Raw genomic sequence first — 19,719 nt, forward strand, 5'->3', positions numbered from 1 at the left:
AGACTTCCAGCAATCCTCGTCCTTCCTCTCTGGAAAAGCAAAGAACCTGAGAATAATCTCAGATTCCTTTAAGCTTATTTTCCAAGGTAGTATTCTTTTACTACATTCAATTTTTCGTCAAATTCGAATACCAATGGTGGGAAGTTTGGAATTTCCACATCCATGATTTCATCGTCAGACAGTTGTTTGATGTGCTTCACAAGGGCACGGATAGAGTTACCGTGTGCACCTACAAAGACATTTTTGCCATCTTTCAAAGCTGGAGCAATCTTGTCTTCCCAGAATGGAAGGGCACGCTCAAGTGTCACTTTCAAGTTTTCAGCATCTGGAATTACTGAGTCGTCAAGTGAAGCATAACGACGGTCAGTGTGTGCTGAGTGCTCATCATCGCGATCCATGTTTGGAGGCAATACATCGTATGAACGGCGCCAGATATGCACTTGCTCATCACCAAATTGCTCAGCTGCTTCTGCCTTATTTTTACCAGTCAGACCGCCATAGTGACGCTCGTTCAAACGCCATGATTTTTCAACTGGTACCCAAAGCTGATCAGACGCTTCCAAAGCAAGGTTAGTTGTCTTAATCGCACGCTTCAATACTGAAGTGTAAGCTTGGTCAAACTCGATACCAGCTTCTTTAATCAGTTTACCAGCGTCGATTGCTTGCTGTGTACCTTTTTCAGACAAGTCAACATCAGCCCAACCAGTGAAAAGGTTAGCTTTGTTCCATTCAGACTCACCGTGGCGAGCAAAAACTAATTTTACCATTAGATGGATTCTCCTTTTATTTTCCGAGGCAGTCCCCGTTTATCTATTCTATTTTACAAAATTTTCGCCTAAAAAGCTAGCCTATTTCGTCAAATCAGACGTTTTTCAACAAGAAAGCGCTTTTGTATTTCCGAGCAGAAACCTTTGCCCTAACACCCGCCAGACAGATAAACCTCGTTGGCTTCCTTAAGCCACCAAGTCCGCCGCCTGTCTATCAGTTGATGAATGGCCAACAAGCCTGCTACTATCCAGTTACAAAGCATATTGACAAAGACAAAGAGCTCTACTCCCTTAGTCTGCTGGGCGGGAGTTAGCTGAATTTGCTTGACAATCAACGATTCTCCTTCCATTTCGTAAAACTTAGGCATATAAGCACTTAATAAGATGATAACAAAGATAAAGAGAGTAAGCTGAACTGGCCAAGAATAAAGAATTTTATGAAAATGCTCAATCCTCAAAGAGAAGGTAAAAAATCGCTTAACACGCTCTCTTGCTACAAAAAGGATAAATAAGGGAATGTAGCCAAAAAGTGTCACACTAAATAAGGTGGGATTATGAGAACTAGAAGGAATAAATCTACTAAATCCATAGTCGCCTGTCCATAGAAACCAGCCACCTATAACCTGTGGCAACCAATAAGATAGAATGATAATGAGCAGTGTTGAAGTAATCCCAATTTTGACACTCCATACTCGCTGCATCTTCTCCCATATCAGGTGCAGACGTGCTTTATCCGCGCCTTTCTTAGGAAAATTCTCTTTTATGAGTCCACCGCAAGAGGGGCAAATGGGATAGCCAGCTTCCTCTTCAAAGAGAAGATGACGACATTCCAAAAGAGGCGATTCATCACTGTCTGACAACTCATCCAGCCATTTCTTTCTCCACCAGAACATAAGACCTCCTAAAAATCTAACCTACCCACAAAGTAATACTCCTTAAAGATTTCAATACTACAGACTTATGACAAATTTACCTATATTGTAAATCCTTCAGAACTCTTTGAATCTCTTTGTACAAGGCTTTATTCTGCTTTCATTATATCAAAAGAGAATTGGCCTGTAAAATAATAGCATAAGTATATAAGGGTTTGTACTTAAAATATCTGATCTTGCTAAGTGCTGTACTTGACTAGGTACCAACGTCTCTAAGCTCAGATGATATCCTGCGAACAAGCCTCGCTAAAACACATAGAAAAAGGCTAAGAGACATAAGTTCTAGCCTTACCTTTTATTAGGAATAGAATCTTAACGCAATAGCTGATTGCTCAAATTGCTGCTTTGAAGTTGCAGATTGAATTTGCAAAGCGAGTCACAACTTTGTCCGTCTTTAGGCTCCAAAAAGCTGCTAATCATCCTCGCAGTCACACCGCCTCTTGCTGACATTGGGGGCATAGGCCATAGACAGTCGTTTGGCTTTGGGTGATGTGGTAGCCAGTCTGCACTTCAGCCTCATGCTTCACATCTGGAAGTTCCAGCTCCATATCAGCGATACGGCCGCATTTTTCACAGATGACATTGAGATGCTGATGGCCCATAAAGTCAAAGTAGGTCGTCGTATCATTGCGAACCTTGAGCTCAGCGACAAAACCCTCATCAATCAGAACCTTGAGATTATTATAGACTGTTGCCAGACTCATATTAGGAAAATTCGGCTTCAAGTCCTGATATATCATTTCAGCGCTAGGATGGTCATGACTTTGGATAATATAGTCAATCACCGCCTTCCGCGTTTCTGTAATGCGCACGCCCTTAGCGCGCAAATGGCCAATTACTTGGTCAAAATCATGCTGATGTTCTTGTTTCATTATTTGCTCCGTTATAGCCTCTCATCTAAGTCATTACCATTATACCATGACTAGGCTTACTTGGCTATTAAGAATGATTGTAAATAAGACCTAAAATTTTTTAATTCTATCAGTGCCTTGATTTTCCTGCCAAAAATAAAAAGCCTGCTATTCCCAACAAAAGTTGAGATAACAGACTTTTCATATATTCTAGATTTTCAAAACTTTTTACTGAAGCTTAATCTTAGTCACGCTGACGTTTGGTCAAGCCAACTGCTCCTCCAAAAGTCAAGAATCCAAGAATCAGCATCCAGATAGATGTATCTTGGCCGGTCTTAGGCAGAATTCGTTTCTTGCCAATCTCTTTAACTTGAGCATCTACAAGCAAGCGGTTGGTTACATTCATGCCTTCAGCTTGATTGCTGTAGCCTTCCACTTCGTCCTCGCGGACACTATAGATGATTTCTTTTCCATCCTTGAAGCGTGGCAGATTTTCAAAGCTGTATTTCCAGCCCATCGCCTCATCAACAGTTACGCTGATGCCTGTATCCTGTCCATCTGCGAGTAAGTGAACAAGGACACTCTTTGGTCGGCGACCTGCAGCGTTATCATTGTCAATCCAGATCACACTGCCAGTAAGCGTAGTTGAGTCAGATGCGAAAGTCCAAGTACCGACAAAGTGAACATCTGCACCATTAATAGTTGCTTCGTTCTTGTCATATGACTGGAAGCTCCAGCTGCCATCGGCTGTCTTCACTTCCGTCTTGACTGGCTGTGTTGGAGTAGCTTTAGTACCATCTGACAAGTTTGCTTGGTCGCTTGGAAGTATATCTTTCACTGCTTGCGGCAATTCTTTACCTGCTGTTCCACTAACGAACTCGTGAGTAGCCTTATAAGTTGGCGCTGGAGTAAAGTCCCATGTTCCAACAAAGCGAGCGTCCGCTCCATTGATAGTCTCTTCTGCCTTATCGTAAGACTTAAAGGTCCATGTACCTTCGGTTGTTTTCACTTCTGTCTTTGATGGCTGGGTTGGAGTGGCCTTAGTGCCGTCTGCCAAATCAGATTTATCGCTTGGAAGCAAAGCTTTCACTTCTTGTGGCAATTCTTTACCTGCTGTACCGCTGACAAATTCATGTGTAGCCTTGTAGGTTGGTGCCGGACTAGGCTTCGCCACAAACGTCCAAGTTCCAACAAATTTAGCATCTGCACCATTAATAGTTGCTTCGTTCTTGTCATATGACTGGAAGCTCCAAGTGCCATCAGATGTTTCAACTTCTGTCTTGACTGGTTGTGTCGGAGTGGTCTTAGTGCCGTCGGCCAAATCAGATTTATCAGTTGGAAGCAAAGCTTTCACTGCTTGTGGTAAGTCTTTACCAGCTGTACCACTAACAAACTCGTGGGTAGCCTTATAGGTTGGCGCTGGAGTAAAGTCCCATATTCCAACAAAGTGTGCATCCGCTCCATTAATCGTCTCTTCTGCCTTGTCGTAAGACTTGAAGGTCCAAGTGCCATCAGCGGTCTTCACTTCCGTCTTGACTGGTTGTGTTGGAGTAGCCTTGGTGCCATCTGCCAAATCAGATTTATCGCTTGGAAGCAAATCTTTCACTGCTTGTGGCAATTCCTTACCTGCTGTACCACTGACGAACTCATGGGTCACCTTATAAGTTGGCGCTGGTGTAAAGTCCCATGTTCCAACAAAGTGTGCATCCGCTCCATTAATCGTCTCTTCTGCCTTGTCGTAAGACTTGAAGGTCCAAGTACCATCAGCGGTCTTCACTTCTGTCTTCATCGGCTGGGTTGGAGTGGCCTTAGTGCCATCTGCTAAATCAGGCTTGTCGGATGGAAGCAAGGATTTCACTTCTTGTGGCAATTCCTTACCTGCTGTACCGCTAACAAACTCATGCACAGCTTTATAAGTTAATGACGGAGTCGCTGTGAATTCCCATGTACCAACAAAGTGAGCATCCGCTCCATTAATCGTCTCTTCAGCCTTGTCGTAAGACTTAAAGGTCCATGTACCATCGGTTGTTTTCACTTCTGTCTTCACTGGTTGTGTTGGAGTGGCCTTAGTGCCATTCTCCAGATTCTTTTCTGTTTCTGGTGTTAGGTCTTTGATTTCCTGCGGGAGTTCCTTACCAGCAGCGCCACTGACAAATTCGTGTTTCTTTTCATAGAGCAAGTCGGTAGTAACTTGATTAGATGGTGCTGAAAGATTATCTACTTTTAAAATCACTGTATTTGTAATCGTTGCAGCACCCTTTTCTGCTACCTTTTGATTGGTTGCAGTCTTGTAGGTAATGACAATATCCTGAGAAGAATTTGCTTTAACATACTCCGGTGTCATCTTGACCATAACGGTCTGGCCTTTCTTTTCAATCGTGTAATCACGACCTTCCTGCAAGGCATTACCGCCAGCCTCAACCTTGAGCTCCTTGTAATCCAGACGCTCGTCAAAGGTTTCAGTCATCTCAATAGTAGTCGGGGTAGCCAAAATATCCTTACCAGGAACTGGAATCTTGAAGGTTCCCTTATAAGTCACCTCTTGACCTTCCTTAGCTGGAATCTTAACTGGATCCACTTCTAAGACTGGCTTGGGATCAACTTTTTCAATATAAAGACCAAAGACTGCCGAGCAAGCTTCTGTTGATAAATAACCGAAATTCAACGTGTTATCTGCAGAACGAACGGCCAAACCAGAGATGTTGTTTTCATTAGCAGCACCGCTAGTTGAAGTCGTTGCTTCCCAAATTGTCCGACCGCTCTGATCTGTTTGATTCAAAGCATTGGCATTGTTCATCAAGCGCTTATCAACAGCATTTTTATAATCATTAATATAGAAAGACTCTTTTAGACCAAACCCGTCAACTACATCAATGTCAGTCGGTTTCATAACCAACTTTAAATCTGTATCCGAACCATCCGCATAACGTAGCTCTGCTGTAACATCAGCCTCCACCCAGAAAGCCTTGTTCATAATGTTATTATGGGCAGCATCCACATATGGGATATTCCCAATCTCAAAAGCGCTTCTTTCCCACAACTCTGAGATAGAGAAAAATTCAACTGCATTTTTTTGAGCATCATTCATCTGAGCTTCTGCTGTAGATGAGTTCAGATAGTGGAGTGTTACCTTATTAAAAGTCAGATAGGCATCTACTTGTTTTCCATAAGCCGTTCCAACATTAGAGAACTTAAGAGAAAGCGGCTTATTAAAGACCTGATCTGCTTTTTGAGACTTGTCTACTTTGATGGTGAAATTTTCCATTTCTCCAGGATAAACTGCTCCCAGATACTCATAATTTGGATTAGTCAAATGAACTTGTTCAATCGCCTCTGACTTAGAAAGAACACTGACATTGTTAACATTCAAGTCAAACTTATGAATATTCAACTTGGACAAATCCGTTCCATCCTTCAGCTCCTCCAAGGCAGACAATGTCTGCATGGGGAGTAGAAAGATTGAAAAAAGCACGACAAACAATCCCATCAGCAGGCGAAATTTGCTGCCATAAGGATTAACAGGGCGCAGTGAGCCCTGAAGTGGTTTCCATTTCATTTCTTACCTCCTAAACTTTTTCAATGATCTCGCAATCATTACACAAAAAGAAATGCTCCCTTCATTTTATCATAAAGACCTATGATTTAAAAGTGCTTTTGCTAAAATTTTAAACTTTTTATTTTAAGTCTTTAAAAATGTTTGTCTCTTATCATTTTCTTTTGTTTAGAGACAAATTTCTTCACTTTACTGCAAAATAAAAACTCCAAGAAAGTTCATCAATCAACTTTCTCGAAGCACCTAAATCTTTTATTGAGCTCAAGAACTGAAAGCAAAAAGAAAAACCTGACATACTCGCCAGAGGCAAGTGTATCAGGCTTTATTAACCAAAATTATTTTACAGCGTCTTTAAGAGCTTTACCTGCTTTGAAAGCTGGTACTTTAGAAGCTGCGATTTTGATTTCTTTACCAGTTTGTGGGTTGCGACCTTTACGTGCTGCACGCTCACGAACTTCAAAGTTACCAAAACCGATAAGTTGAACTTTTTCACCTTTTGAAAGGTACTCAGTTACAGCTGCGAATACAGCGTCAACTGCTGCTGCTGAATCTTTTTTAGTCAATTCTGTAGCTTCTGCTACTTTTGCGATCAAATCTTGTTTGTTAGCCATTTAACAAATCCTCCAAATTTTTTCTGGGTTAATAACCCTAACAAATATTATCATATCTAAAAAAAGCATTCAGGTCAAGTACTAAACCGCTATTTTCTAAATTATTATGGTTTTATTCGTAACGAATCAGCACAGCCCAAGCATTTTCCCCAGTATGCGTCTGAATAATGGACCCTGTTTCCAGCACTGAAATAGGTTTCTTGACATACGGCTGTAAACTTTCCTTCATTTCTAGTGCCAATTCTGGACTGCCTGCATAGGAAATTCCAATCTCAGCCACTTGCTTGTTTTGCAGACTTGCTGTCAAATCATCCAGCCATTTCTTAAAGGTCTTAGCGCCCCTTCCCTTGACAATGGGCTCCAGCTGATGGTCCTTCATTTGCATGATGACACGAATATTGAGCAGGGAGCTAATCAGACCGGAAACTCGGCCAATACGGCCTCCTTTAACCAGATTTTCTAAGGTAGAGAGACCGATATAGAGCTCTGTCTTTTCCTTTACTTCCTCGATTTTGGCTAGAATCTCCTCTAGGCTAGCTCCTTCTTTGGCCAGTTTAGCTGCTTCGGTAACCTGGAACTTCATAGCCTGATCAGTAAAAGAGCTGTCAACAACCGTCACATCAGCATTAGCCAAAGTCGCTCCTTGACGGGCTGCTTCGACAGTCCCTGACAAGGCGTGAGACATGTGAATGGAGATAATCTGTGCTCCATCCTCTGCCAAGCGCTCAAAAACATCAGCAAAGACTCCGACAGGCGGCTGGCTGGTTTTAGGAAGATTGCGACTAGACTGCATAAGACGAAGGAACTCACCTTCCTCTAGGTCTGCATCCGAATAGACCACCCCGTCCACCATAACAGAGAGAGGCACAATTGTAATGTCTAATTCCTTAGCAACCTCCGGTTCAATGGTTACGGATGAGTCAGTTACGATTTTTATTTTTGTCATAGATTTCCTACTCTGTATCTAAAATTTAACTTGTTATTACACTACATTATACCAAATTTTTATGGTTTTGTGGGGGAATATTCGCTAAAATCACAGCTCAGGCTAAGCGTTTCCTAAATTTAATCTGCTTGTTTTAGTTTTTTAATCTTTTTGCGCTTCTTTAAAATTAGATGAAAAAGTGTTTACATGCTGCTTTTTGGGCTTTATGGGGGGAAATTTGGGAAAAAGCTGATTTTCAGAGAGAATCTCAGCAAAAAAAGATTGGATTTTCCCAATCTTTTTCAGTCTTCGGCTACCAAACCCTCATTTTTTATGGCATACCGCTCTATGATGCCATTATGACCGAAGAGAACTCCGTGGAGTACTCCGCCATAGACAGCTCCGCCATCCATGCCAATCTTGCCATCCTCAGTCATCCATAGCTGATCAGTTCCCGGTGCCTTATGCAAGAGGTAAAATGTTGGTGTATGTCCAAAGACAATCCTTTTGCCAGTCTGATTGCTGCCTTCGTGAAAAGGCGCGCGAATCCAAACTTTTTGATAATCACTGGTCTCTCGCCAGTCTTTCAGCTCCAAGTCTAGGCCAGCATGGACAAAAACGTACTGCTCTGTCTCCAATAGGAAAGGCATCTGACGAATAAAGTCGACTAAATCTGCTGCCGCCGTCTTGACACCTTCCGCGTCTGCTACTCCATCTACAGGAGCATTGAGAGGTCGACCTAAAAGCGAATTAATCGTCGTATCTCCGCCATTGCGTCGGTAGTGGTCATAAGACTTTTCAGGATTGTCCAGCCAGGTCAGAAACATATACTCATGATTGCCAGACAGACAGATAGCTCCTTTCTGATCTACTAAATTCTTGACCCGCTCCAAAACTGCTCGGCTGTCCTCACCTCGATCGATCAAGTCGCCTAGAAAGACTAGTTGACTACGACCGTCCCAGTGCTGGAGCAGCTCATCTAGCATACTAGCCTTACCATGGACATCACCGATTGCAAAGTATTCTGTCATATGCGCCCCTCCTAAAGGAGACCGAAACACTAGTGTCTCAGCCTCGCTTGTTTATTTTTTTAATAACTCTCTAGCCTGAGTCAAAGCAGCCTCCGTCACATCTTCTCCAGCCAGCATCTTAGCGACTTCCTGAACACGCTCGTCAGCCGTCAGCAGGCGAACCGTTGAGACAGTCGAATTCTCATCCGAAATCTTCTCAATAAAGAACTGATAATCGGCAATCGCAATGACCTGCGGCAGATGGGAGATAGCCAAGACTTGGCCGTTGGAGCCAATCTTGTGAATCTTCTGAGCAATAGCCTGGGCCACTCGACCAGAAACGCCCGTATCCACTTCGTCAAAGACAATACTGGTCTTGCCTTCCTTACGAGAAAAGGCAGACTTGATTGCCAACATGAGACGGGAGAGCTCGCCGCCAGACGCAACCTTCACCAAAGGTTTGAAATCCTCGCCTGGATTTGCCGAGATGTAAAACTCTACTTGTTCATTGCCTTCACGGTTGAACTTGCCCTTACTGAACTGCACTTTAAAACGCGCCTTCTCCATGTAGAGGTCTTGTAGCTCTTGCTTGATTTCTGCTTCCAGCTGAGCTGCTAGGCCGTGACGAGCCTGACTCAGCTCCTGGGCCAGCTCTACCAGCTCTCTCTCCAAGGCCTTCAGCTCTCGGTCCATATCCTCTGAGGACAAATTGCTTCCAGTTAAAAGGCTGTATTCTTTGGAAATCTGAGCAAAGTAATCCAGCACATCATCTACTTGGCCGCCGTATTTACGTGTGATGCTGTTAATCAAGTCTAAGCGACTCTCCACCTGCAGCAACCGATCTCCGTCAAAGTCCAGTCCATCTAAAATATCCTCTAAGCGCTTGCTGACATCCTCTAAGACATAATAAGTCTCTGACAAGCTGCCAGACAGTTCCTTGTAGGCTGGATCGTAATCCTCGATAGACTCAAGGTCATTCATTGCTGAGCGGACATTGGACAGACTGGAAAAATCTTCATTATCAAGCATGGTATAGGCGTTCGTCAGCGTATCGGCAATGAGCTTGTGATTGAGCAAACGATCTCGCTCCTGATGCAGGGCAGTATCTTCACCGCTTTTGAGGGCTGCGCTCTCAATCTCCGCCATCTGAAACTCCAGCATCTCAATCCTGGCCTTATGCTCCTGCTGATTTTTCTGCAAAGTCAGGACTTGCTTGCGCAGGCTTCGATAGCGGTCAAAGGTCTCCTGATAGCGGCCTTTGAGATGCAAAAAGTCTGCTGAGCCAAACTCATCTAGCATGGCAATATGAAGCTGAGATCTCATCAGCTCTTCCTGATCATGCTGGCCATGGATATCCACCAAATGCTGGCCGACAGCCTTTAGAACAGACAAATTAACCAGCTGACCATTGATACGGCTAACACTGCGGCCGTTTTGCAAAATTTCCCGACGGATAATCAGCTCATCGGTCAGCTCCCAGCCCTGCTCCTCAAAAATCTCTCGCAAAGCTCTGCTATTTTCCAGCGAAAAAAGTCCCTCTATCTCAGCCTTGGGTGCCCCATGACGAATAACATCCGTCGTAGCACGGCTGCCCAGCATCATGTTCATGGCGTCAATAATAATAGACTTGCCGGCTCCAGTTTCCCCGGTCAAAACCGTCATTCCTTGCTCAAAATTAAGGGATATCTCCTCAATAATGGCAAAATTTTTAATCGAAATTTCTAATAACATAGGCTTTCCTACCAATGGTGAATGATGGTTGCAATCCTTGCAGCTGCTTCCTCTGTCATCATAACCATCAAAATGCTGTCGTTGTCTGCCAAGATACTGAAAATATCTTCAGCAAATTCATTTCTAAGATGACGCTTGACCAGTGCTGTGGTCCCCGGTACCAGACTGAGATTGATCATATTTCCCAAAACCTGACAGGACAGGATGTTATTTTCAGCCAAGCCCAGACTGCTAGTCATGGTCTTAGGCAGCTCGTAGATATAAGTGTTGTCCTTGAGCGGTATCTTGACAATGCCCAGTTCTTTGATATCCCTAGAGACCGTAGCCTGGGTCGCTGTAATCCCAGACTCCCTGAGATGTTCTACAATTTCCTCCTGTGTGCCAATGTCATAGTCACTGACAAACCGTCTAATCTTTTCTAATCTATCCTTCTTATTCATCCTTAAATTCCTTGTGTGCCGCCTCTACAACAGCTGTCATCAGTTCTGAATCAAGAGTCTGCGGCTCTATGCTTTTTTCTAAATAGGCCAGAAATTCCACATTGCCCTGACCGCCCTGAATAGGTGAAAAATCCAGTCCCCTGACAGAAAAGCCAGCCTCCATCATAAATGCAGTGACCTTATCCAGAACTGCCAGATGGACCTTTTTATCCTTGACAATCCCTTTTTTCCCAATCTGCTCGCGGCCTGCTTCAAACTGGGGCTTGATTAAGGCAACCACTTGCCCATCCCGAGCCAAAATCTCATGCAGAGCTGGTAAAATCAAACTCAGCGATATAAAGCTGACATCAATACTGGCAAAGCTCGGCTCCTGCTCAAAGTCAGCCCTTTGGGCATAGCGAAAATTAAACTGCTCCATGCTGACAACCCGCTCATCCTGCCTGAGCTTCCAAGCCAGCTGATTGGTACCGACATCTACTGCATAGACCAGCTTAGCTCCGTGCTGCAGCATGACATCTGTAAAACCGCCGGTTGAAGCTCCGATATCCAAGGTCACTCGGTCCGCTACCGAAATATCAAACACTTGCAAAGCCTTTTCTAGCTTGAGGCCGCCTCGGCTGACATATCTGAGTTTCTCACCTTTTAGGCGCAGCTCTGTGGCTGCGTCAATCTTTTCACCTGGCTTGTCAAAGCGCTGGCCATTGGCTGCAGCAATAACCAGTCCAGCCATTACACCACGCTTAGCCTGCTCTCTGGTCTCAAAGAGCCCTTGCCTGTAGGCCAGCACATCTACTCTTTCCTTAGCCATTCAATCTCAAACTTTCTATTATCTTTTGAATTTTTCCGCCTGAAAACTCTGTCTTCTCTTCCAAGTCTGACAGAATAAGCACAGCTTCATCAAGGGTCTGATTGAAAAAGTTCTTAGCTCCATCCAGTCCCAGAAAGGCTGGATAAGTCGACTTGGCCGCAGCTAAATCTTTCTGCGGCGTTTTACCCAGCTCTTCAAAGCTGGCCGTCACATCCAAAATATCATCCCGCACTTGAAAGGCCAAGCCCAAGAGCTCTCCAATCCTACGAAGCTTGTCTTGAACAGACTGCTGAGCCTGAACAATCAAACCAGCTGCGACAAAAGGATAGGTCAGAAGTTTTCCAGTCTTATTGGCATGGATGGTTTTTAAATCTCCTAAACTAATTGCTTGGCCTTCGCCTTGCATGTCCAGCACTTGACCAGCAACCATACCAAAGCTCCCTGCTGCCAAAGACAACTCAGAAATCAAGTCCACCTTGACCTGACTAGGCAGCTCGGCCCTTGCCAATAGTCCATAGGGGTCCAAAAAGAGAGAATCACCCGCTAAAATAGCCATATCCTCTCCAAACTTCTTATGGCTAGTCAAGCGGCCGCGACGATAGTCGTCATCATCCATAGCCGGCAAATCATCATGGATAAGGCTGCCAGTGTGAATCATCTCAAGAGCAGAGGCAACCTGATAGTGAGCCTCAGCTAGTTCTAGGCCAAAGGCTTGAATCAACTCCAATAGCAATAGAGGACGAATCCGCTTGCCGCCAGCCTGCACCGAGTACAAAATAACTTCTGATAAATCCGACGACACTTGCTGAGACCTATAAAAATCTTCAATCGTCAGACCAATTTTTTCCAGTTTCTCGTTTCTTGTCATTCCATTTCCGTTTCTGTGCCGTCTGCCTGCATGACCTTAACCAAGGTCTTTTCAGCCTTGTCCAGACTAGCCTGAAGTTCTTTTGAAAGCTTCATTCCCTTTTGAAATTCCGCAATCGCCTCTTCCAGCGCTACGTCACCATTTTCCAGCTTTTGGACAATGACTTCCAAGTCTGCTAAGTTTTCTTCAAATTTCTTTTCTTTGGACATGTTTTACCTCTACTTCCAGCTGCCCATCCCGCATAAGCAGGGTCAGCTCATCTTTTTCTTCAATGCCTGCACTTGACTCGACAACCTTTTGATTCTTTTGGACAATAGCATAGCCACGCGCCACGATTCGACTGGTATCCAGCATAAGCAAGGCCTCGGATAATCTCCTGACTTGAGCCACCTTGTTATCATAAATAACCGCCATGTTGCTGCGCAGCAAACGCTCCAGCTGGGCAGTCTGCTCCTGAAGACGCTGAACGCGACTGAGCGGATTCAATGCCTCCAAACGATGCTGCAAGATTTTGACCCGCTGTTGCTCTTCACTATAATATTCGCGAATTTTTTGCTTCAGTCGCAGGTTAAGCTGATCTAACTTCTGCAGATGGCCATCGTAAAGACGCTCTGGCTGTCGGAAGATAACAGACTGGGTTAGCTTATTCAATCGCTCTCGATAATAGCTCAGGCGATTGGAAATCGCTCGAGACATGCGGTTTTCCTGCTGCTGCAGGTGTCCCAGCAGGTCTAGCTTGGTGACCGGTGTTGCTAGCTCAGCCGCAGCCGTCGGAGTCGCAGCCCTGCGATCTGCTACAAAGTCCGCCAAAGTCGTATCAGTCTCATGGCCGACACTAGAAATAATAGGAATCCGAGACTCAAAAATAGCCCGAACTGTTTCCTCTTCGTTGAAAGCCCAGAGATCTTCGATAGAACCGCCGCCTCGACCAATAATCAGCACATCCAAATCGGACCGCTCATTGGCCAGTCTAATGTGGTCAGCAACCTGAGCTGCAGCCCCAACTCCCTGCACTTTTGTCGGATAAAGGACAATCTCCACTCCCGGAAAGCGACGGCTGACCGTCGTGATAATATCCCGAATGACCGCTCCGCTGGGACTGGTTACAACACCGATTTTCTTAGGAAATTGGGGCAAGGCCTGCTTGAATTTCTCTTGAAAAAGCCCTTCTTCTCCCAGTTTTTTTTTGAGCTGTTCAAACTGGATAGCCAAAGCTCCGATACCATCCGGCTCTGCTTTTTCAATGATGATAGAATAGGAACCGCTCGGCTCATATAGCTGCACCCGACCAATGACATTGATTTTCATGCCTTCTTCCAGCTCAAAGCCCAACTTCTGGTAGACACCAGACCAAATCGTTACCTGAATGACAGCCTTCTCATCCTTTAATGAGAAATACTGATGATTAGGACGCCGGCGGAAATTGGACACCTGACCAGTCAGATAGACCCGCTCCAAATAAGGATCCCGCTCAAACTTCATCTTCAGATACTTGGTCAAGGTCGAAACCGACAAATACTCTGGCATGCCCTTTTCCTTTCATTTCTAGTTTTTCCGTAACTTTTATTATAACAAAAAACTGCATAAAAAACCGATTACAAAGTCTAAAAATTCCCTGAAAGCAAGAAAAAAACTGGGCTTCCACAAAAGAAACCCAGCTGACTTAAAACCCAAGAAAATGTCTACTGACTCATCTCCTTCATCCACCTTGAAATGGCTCTGCTGATTGCCGTTGGCAGGACGACATAAGCTTCCTGACTCAAATCATCTGCGATAAGGGAATGAAGAAGGGTTGCAGCCGCCACTCGCTCAAAGAGACTGCTTGACTTGAACTGACCCGCAAATGCGCCAATCATACCGGCCAGCGTATCCCCCATTCCACCAGTTGCCTGATAGGGTCCGCCTACTGTCAGCTCAAAGACCTGCTCTTGCCCGCTTTGATAGATGGTCGTCCCATGCTTTTTCTGCACAACAATACTGCCCAAAGGCAGCTGATTGACCGCCGCCTGATTGGCTGCCGCTGTCTGATCTGACAAGCTCAAACCCGATAAGCCCTCCCACTCCTTTTGATGAGGAGTAAAAACTGTTTGGGCTTTTGGAAATGGCAAAGCTGCCTTGCTAAAAAGTGAAATGGCTCCGCCATCCATGATAAGTATCTGCTGCTCTGCCACAGTCTGAAATACCTTTTGTAGGATGTCTAGACCTAGTTGATTCTCCGCCAGACCCGGACCAATCAAGACTAGATCTGATTTGGTCAGTTGCTCTGTCAATCGGTCTTGCTCCTCTAGGTCAAAGGCCATGGCCTCCGGTAAATGACTGTGCAGAGGGGCGATATTTTCTCTATCTGTAGCAACAGTCACCAGACCGGCCCCACTATTGACTGCTGCCAAAGCTGCCATGATAATGGCGCCCCCATAAGGATAGGTTCCCCCAATCAATAAGAGACGGCCGTAGTCACCTTTGTGACTATCCAAGGGACGTACCCTAATGACTCTTTTTAAAATATTTTCAGCATTTTTTGACATGATATTCTCCTAGACCAACTTCATCCTGCACTTGTCTCAAGATGACCAAACCTATCTTCATTATTCACCAAAAGGCACCTAAACAGGTGCCTCGTATCGCAAGAAAGTTATTTTCTTCGGAAATCTGCAAATTTTTGTAAGATTCTTGCTGCGACTGCCTTGGGTAAATTTTCCTGAAAGGCGACCTGCTCATCCGCATAATCGCTCAAGCCCGGGAAATCCCCAACCTGCACAGCATAGAGAGAATTCTTAAAGAGCTGGATATCATTTTGATCATTACCAAAAGCTACATAATCCGAACCGCAGAGTTCCTTTACAGTTGAAGCTTTATTGGTTTCAGCCGGATTGATATAAAAACATTTCTCATGTTCATGATAGTCTAGACTTAGATTGGGCAAGTTTGCAAAACGAGCCTGTACATCATCTAAGAGCTGCTCGTGATTCCCCATGTAAATAACGACCTTAATAGGATGCTGGAGTTCAGTCAGTTCCAGACGTCTTGCCCGCTTGAGAGGATCCACACTGGCAATAAAAGGAATTTTTTCTAAAATCTGGCCGCTGTAGTCAAAAGTATTATCAACGAAAAAAGGCAAATTATAGGTCAAACAAGTATCTAAAATGGCTTGATAACTTGACTGATGCAGCTGGCGCTCAAACATCAGCTGTCCATCTTGATAAGCCACTCCGCCGTTCAGGCCAATCACAATCTGCTGGCTCAATTCCGGACCTAATAGTCCCAGACAATCCCGATAGGAGCGCGCCGAAGCAAACAGAACTTCATGCCCAAACTGAGGAGCCGTCAGCAGAACCCGCTTAATCTCCTCATCAATCGTCATATAATCAAAGGACAAGGTCCCATCCAAATCAAAAACAAATTTCATGATTCAAGACTCCGTTTAAAGGCTTGGTAGGTCTGCTCCATCAGCATGGTAATGGTCATAGGCCCAACACCTCCAGGTACAGGGGTAATCAGGCTGGCAATTTCAGCCACTTCATCAAACTTAACATCGCCAATCAGCTTGCCATTTTCATCTCGATTCATACCGACATCAATGACAACAGCCCCTTCCTTGACAAAGTTCTTGGTCACAAAATGTCCACGTCCGATAGCGACCACCAAAATATCTGCCCGCTTAGCAGTCTTGGCTAGATTGTGGGTCCGTGAATGTGTTAGAGTAACCGTCGCATTCTTAGCCAAAAGCAGCTGAGCCATGGGCTTACCAACAATATTACTCCGCCCGATGACAACCGCTCGCTTGCCTTCCAGTTCAATGCCATATTCATGGAACATTGCCATAATTCCCGCAGGAGTAGCTGGAATCATAACAGGATGGCCGCTCCATAGTTTGCCCATATTAAGCGGATGAAAGCCATCAACATCCTTGTCTGGATCAATGGCCAGCAGCACAGCTTCATCATCGATATGCTCAGGCAAGGGCAGCTGGACCAAAATCCCATGCCAGTCAGGATTTTGATTATAGGTTTCAATCAAGCTCAAGAGCTCTTCTTGGCTAGTCTCTTCTGGCAGACGTTCTACCTTACTCCGAAAGCCAGCAGCCAAGGCTGAGCGCTCTTTATTACGTACGTAGATTTGACTGGCTGGATTATTTCCCACCACAATCACTACCAAGCCCGGTACCTGACCTGTCTTTTCTTTGAGGCGAGCCGTTTTTTCAGCTAATTTTTTCTGAAGCTTCTCTGCCAAACCTCTACCATCAATAATCTGGGCCATGTCATTCTCATTTCTTTTTCATTATCTTTTTCATTATACCAAAAAAATCTGTGCCCAGCCTATAACTTTTTCTTATACAAGGTTATAAGACGAGGATTCATTGGCAGCTAGTGGTAAAATTTTCAGACCTACTAAATCTTTTTCAAAACAAGATAAAAAGGGTAAAAATAAAAAGCAACGACGTGCTTTTTAGTAGAGTAATTCATAAATTTCCATTGCAATCAAATCAATGCTGTCGAAAGTATAGGTCTCACGCGCTGCAACATCACGCAAGGTGAAGACAGAGCCGTTTTCTTCGTCGTAACTGTAAGCTACTTCTGCTACAACCACTCCTTCACGCTCAAAATTACGTTTCAAATTTCCGCCATCCTTAGCCATAGCTTCTAAGCGGTTAATAATTCTAACTAAATGTGATTCCATTTTGTTTCTCCTATTTACTTAGTTCCCTCTTATTTTACCATAAATAGCTGCTGAAATACCACTAAAAGCCAATTTTTTGTAATTTTTCAAGAATTTGTTTTCATTCTGCTCGGTCTAAGGGAGGATTTTGTAGTAAATTCTTGCAAAGTTCGAGAATACTGATATAATGAAACTATAAAACTTTGACTATTTTTGACCTTTAATCATTTCTATAAATAGCTTGCACACTAAAAGAAAAGAGGTATCTGCATGCTTTGCCAAAATTGTAAAATCAACGAATCTACGATTCACCTTTATACCAACGTAAATGGCCATAAACAGCAGGTGGATTTGTGCCAAAACTGCTACCAAATCATGAAAACAGACCCTGAACATTCCTTGTTCGGCGGAATTGCTAATGCCAACAATCATGGAACAGACCCTATTGATGACTTCTTCAACAGCCTCAGCAATTTCCAACAGCCTCAGGAACCAACTACTCCTCCTACCCAATCTGGCGGAGCCTATGGAGGCGGTGGCGGCTACGGTTCAAATCCTAGCAAGGGTGGTCAGCCTCAGCCAAGTCCGCAAAAGCCAAAAGGCCTGCTGGAAGAGTTTGGTATCAACGTGACTGAGTTGGCTCGCCGAGGCGAGATTGATCCTGTTATTGGCCGTGATGAAGAAATCGTCCGTGTCATTGAAATCCTCAACCGCCGCACCAAAAACAATCCTGTTCTCATAGGAGAGCCAGGAGTCGGAAAAACAGCCGTGGTGGAAGGTCTGGCCCAGAAAATTGTCGATGGTGATGTGCCTCATAAACTCCAAGGCAAGGAAGTTATCCGCCTAGACGTTGTCAGCTTAGTACAGGGAACTGGTATCCGTGGCCAATTTGAGGAGAGAATGCAGAAGCTTATAGATGAGATTCGTTCTCGTCAGGATGTCATTCTCTTCATTGATGAAATCCATGAAATTGTCGGAGCAGGCTCTGCTGGCGATGGCAATATGGACGCTGGGAACATCCTCAAACCAGCTCTGGCTCGCGGAGAACTTCAAATGGTTGGAGCAACCACCCTTAATGAATACCGTATCATCGAGAAGGATGCTGCGCTGGAGCGCCGCATGCAGCCGGTTAAGGTAGACGAGCCGACGGTAGAGGAAACGATTACCATCCTCAAAGGGATTCAGAAAAAATACGAAGACTACCATCACGTCAAGTACACAGATGCAGCCATCGAAGCTGCTGCCCTTCTCTCCAACCGCTACATCCAAGACCGCTTCCTGCCAGACAAGGCTATTGACCTCTTGGATGAGGCTGGATCCAAAATGAATCTGACCCTCAACTTCGTTGATCCCAAGGTCATTGACCAACGTCTGATTGAGGCCGAAAACCTCAAGGCTCAGGCAACCCGTGACGAAGATTTCGAGAAAGCGGCTTACTTCCGTGACCAGATTGCCAAGTACAAGGAACTCCAGCAGACAAGTGTACTAGACAAGGATACTCCGATTATCAGCGAGAAAACGATTGAGCACATCGTGGAGCAAAAGACCAATATCCCAGTTGGCGATCTCAAAGAAAAGGAACAGTCTCAACTAGTCAATCTCGCTAGCGACTTAAAGGCTCATGTCATCGGCCAAGACGATGCTGTGGATAAGATTGCCAAGGCCATCCGACGCAACCGGGTCGGACTAGGAAGTCCTAATCGCCCAATCGGCAGCTTCCTCTTTGTCGGACCTACTGGTGTCGGTAAGACTGAGCTGTCTAAGCAACTAGCCATTGAGCTATTTGGCTCGGCTGACAGCATGATTCGCTTTGACATGAGTGAATATATGGAAAAACACAGCGTGGCCAAGCTGGTCGGTGCCCCTCCGGGCTATGTCGGCTATGATGAAGCTGGTCAATTGACTGAGCGCGTCCGTCGTAATCCCTACTCGCTCATTCTGCTGGATGAGGTGGAAAAGGCCCATCCTGATGTTATGCACATGTTCCTGCAGGTTCTAGATGATGGCCGCCTGACCGATGGTCAAGGCCGGACTGTCAGCTTCAAAGACACCATTATCATCATGACATCCAATGCCGGAACTGGCAAAGCTGAAGCCAGCGTTGGCTTTGGAGCAGCGCGTGAAGGCCGCACCAACTCCGTTTTGGGTGAATTGGGTAACTTCTTCAGTCCTGAGTTTATGAATCGCTTTGACGGCATTATCGAATTCCAGGCGCTCAGCAAGGACAACCTGCTGCAAATCGTCAACCTTATGCTGGACGATGTTAATCAACGTTTGGCAACCAACGACATTCATCTGGATGTTACGGAGAAGGTCAAGGAAAAATTGGTTGACCTGGGCTACGATCCAAAAATGGGGGCTCGCCCACTGCGCCGTACCATTCAGGACCATATCGAAGATGCTATTACTGACTTTTATCTGGAAAATCCAAGCGAAAAAGATCTCAAAGCTATTATGACCAGCAATGGCAAGATTCTCATCAAGTCAGCCAAGAAAACTGAAAGCACAGAGTCCGTTCATTCATCTCAAGAAGAAAAATAAATGTCGACAAAATAGAGCAGAAAACA

18 protein-coding genes and 1 pseudogene are annotated in these 19,719 nt (G+C 44.8%); 1 reads left to right on the forward strand and 18 read right to left on the reverse strand.

Annotation, left to right across the window (positions count from 1 at the left end; translation table 11 throughout):
- Positions 1–74: 74 nt before the first annotated feature.
- The 18 genes and pseudogenes from HMPREF9378_RS05675 to HMPREF9378_RS05595 all read right to left on the reverse strand — a co-directional run bounded on the left by HMPREF9378_RS05675 (position 75) and on the right by HMPREF9378_RS05595 (position 17,173).
- Positions 75–767: a phosphoglycerate mutase gene (locus tag HMPREF9378_RS05675; RefSeq protein WP_002900876.1), complete on the reverse strand. Its 693-nt coding sequence runs from the start codon at positions 765–767 to the stop codon at positions 75–77.
- Positions 768–916: 149 nt separating this feature from the next.
- Positions 917–1,660, reverse strand: coding sequence for a hypothetical protein (locus tag HMPREF9378_RS05670; RefSeq protein WP_002913791.1), 744 nt, complete (start codon positions 1,658–1,660; stop codon positions 917–919).
- A gap of 467 nt (positions 1,661–2,127) precedes the next feature.
- Positions 2,128–2,571, reverse strand: coding sequence for a Fur family transcriptional regulator (locus tag HMPREF9378_RS05665; protein WP_002896119.1), 444 nt, complete (start codon positions 2,569–2,571; stop codon positions 2,128–2,130).
- Between the two features lie 223 nt (positions 2,572–2,794).
- Positions 2,795–6,106, reverse strand: coding sequence for an LPXTG-anchored SHIRT domain periscope protein (locus HMPREF9378_RS05660; RefSeq protein ID WP_002902615.1), 3,312 nt, complete (start codon positions 6,104–6,106; stop codon positions 2,795–2,797).
- Positions 6,107–6,438: 332 nt separating this feature from the next.
- Positions 6,439–6,714, reverse strand: a complete 276-nt coding sequence (locus HMPREF9378_RS05655; RefSeq protein WP_002896125.1) for an HU family DNA-binding protein — start codon at positions 6,712–6,714, stop codon at positions 6,439–6,441.
- Positions 6,715–6,826: 112 nt separating this feature from the next.
- Positions 6,827–7,660 (reverse strand): DegV family protein, encoded by an 834-nt coding sequence (locus tag HMPREF9378_RS05650; protein ID WP_002913793.1) that lies wholly within the window; start codon positions 7,658–7,660, stop codon positions 6,827–6,829.
- A gap of 281 nt (positions 7,661–7,941) precedes the next feature.
- Entirely contained in the window at positions 7,942–8,670 is a 729-nt protein-coding gene (locus HMPREF9378_RS05645; protein ID WP_002913794.1) for a metallophosphoesterase, read from the reverse strand.
- Between the two features lie 51 nt (positions 8,671–8,721).
- Positions 8,722–10,380, reverse strand: a complete 1,659-nt coding sequence (gene recN, locus HMPREF9378_RS05640; protein ID WP_002913795.1) for a DNA repair protein RecN — start codon at positions 10,378–10,380, stop codon at positions 8,722–8,724.
- Positions 10,381–10,388: 8 nt separating this feature from the next.
- A complete protein-coding gene (locus HMPREF9378_RS05635) occupies positions 10,389–10,820 on the reverse strand; it encodes an arginine repressor (RefSeq protein WP_002913796.1) in 432 nt (143 codons plus the stop codon).
- Entirely contained in the window at positions 10,813–11,628 is an 816-nt protein-coding gene (locus tag HMPREF9378_RS05630) for a TlyA family RNA methyltransferase (RefSeq protein WP_002911978.1), read from the reverse strand. Before HMPREF9378_RS05630 ends, HMPREF9378_RS05635 begins: the two co-directional genes overlap by 8 nt.
- Positions 11,621–12,496, reverse strand: a complete 876-nt coding sequence (locus tag HMPREF9378_RS05625) for a polyprenyl synthetase family protein (protein WP_002913797.1) — start codon at positions 12,494–12,496, stop codon at positions 11,621–11,623. Before HMPREF9378_RS05625 ends, HMPREF9378_RS05630 begins: the two co-directional genes overlap by 8 nt.
- Positions 12,493–12,705: an exodeoxyribonuclease VII small subunit gene (locus HMPREF9378_RS05620; RefSeq protein WP_002896137.1), complete on the reverse strand. Its 213-nt coding sequence runs from the start codon at positions 12,703–12,705 to the stop codon at positions 12,493–12,495. The genes HMPREF9378_RS05625 and HMPREF9378_RS05620 overlap by 4 nt, the downstream gene beginning before the upstream one ends.
- Positions 12,683–14,023 (reverse strand): exodeoxyribonuclease VII large subunit, encoded by a 1,341-nt coding sequence (gene xseA / locus HMPREF9378_RS05615; protein WP_002913799.1) that lies wholly within the window; start codon positions 14,021–14,023, stop codon positions 12,683–12,685. Before xseA ends, HMPREF9378_RS05620 begins: the two co-directional genes overlap by 23 nt.
- A pseudogene (locus tag HMPREF9378_RS11845) lies at positions 13,968–14,203 on the reverse strand (initiator RepB protein). Before HMPREF9378_RS11845 ends, xseA begins: the two are co-directional and overlap by 56 nt.
- Entirely contained in the window at positions 14,179–15,021 is an 843-nt protein-coding gene (locus HMPREF9378_RS05610; RefSeq protein ID WP_002902606.1) for an NAD(P)H-hydrate dehydratase, read from the reverse strand. The pseudogene HMPREF9378_RS11845 and the gene HMPREF9378_RS05610 overlap by 25 nt, the downstream one beginning before the upstream one ends.
- A gap of 107 nt (positions 15,022–15,128) precedes the next feature.
- Entirely contained in the window at positions 15,129–15,902 is a 774-nt protein-coding gene (locus HMPREF9378_RS05605; RefSeq protein WP_002902604.1) for an HAD hydrolase family protein, read from the reverse strand.
- Positions 15,899–16,753, reverse strand: a complete 855-nt coding sequence (locus HMPREF9378_RS05600; RefSeq protein WP_002902603.1) for a bifunctional methylenetetrahydrofolate dehydrogenase/methenyltetrahydrofolate cyclohydrolase — start codon at positions 16,751–16,753, stop codon at positions 15,899–15,901. The genes HMPREF9378_RS05605 and HMPREF9378_RS05600 overlap by 4 nt, the downstream gene beginning before the upstream one ends.
- A 189-nt stretch (positions 16,754–16,942) precedes the next feature.
- Positions 16,943–17,173: a DUF1797 family protein gene (locus tag HMPREF9378_RS05595; RefSeq protein ID WP_002896146.1), complete on the reverse strand. Its 231-nt coding sequence runs from the start codon at positions 17,171–17,173 to the stop codon at positions 16,943–16,945.
- 249 nt (positions 17,174–17,422) lie between these two features.
- Here HMPREF9378_RS05595 and HMPREF9378_RS05590 point away from each other — a divergent pair, with 249 nt between their 5' ends.
- Positions 17,423–19,693: an ATP-dependent Clp protease ATP-binding subunit gene (locus HMPREF9378_RS05590; RefSeq protein ID WP_002902602.1), complete on the forward strand. Its 2,271-nt coding sequence runs from the start codon at positions 17,423–17,425 to the stop codon at positions 19,691–19,693.
- Positions 19,694–19,719 lie beyond the last annotated feature (26 nt).

Origin of the sequence: Streptococcus sanguinis SK1 = NCTC 7863, from assembly GCF_000194945.1 — a bacterium.
GTDB lineage: Bacteria > Bacillota > Bacilli > Lactobacillales > Streptococcaceae > Streptococcus > Streptococcus sanguinis.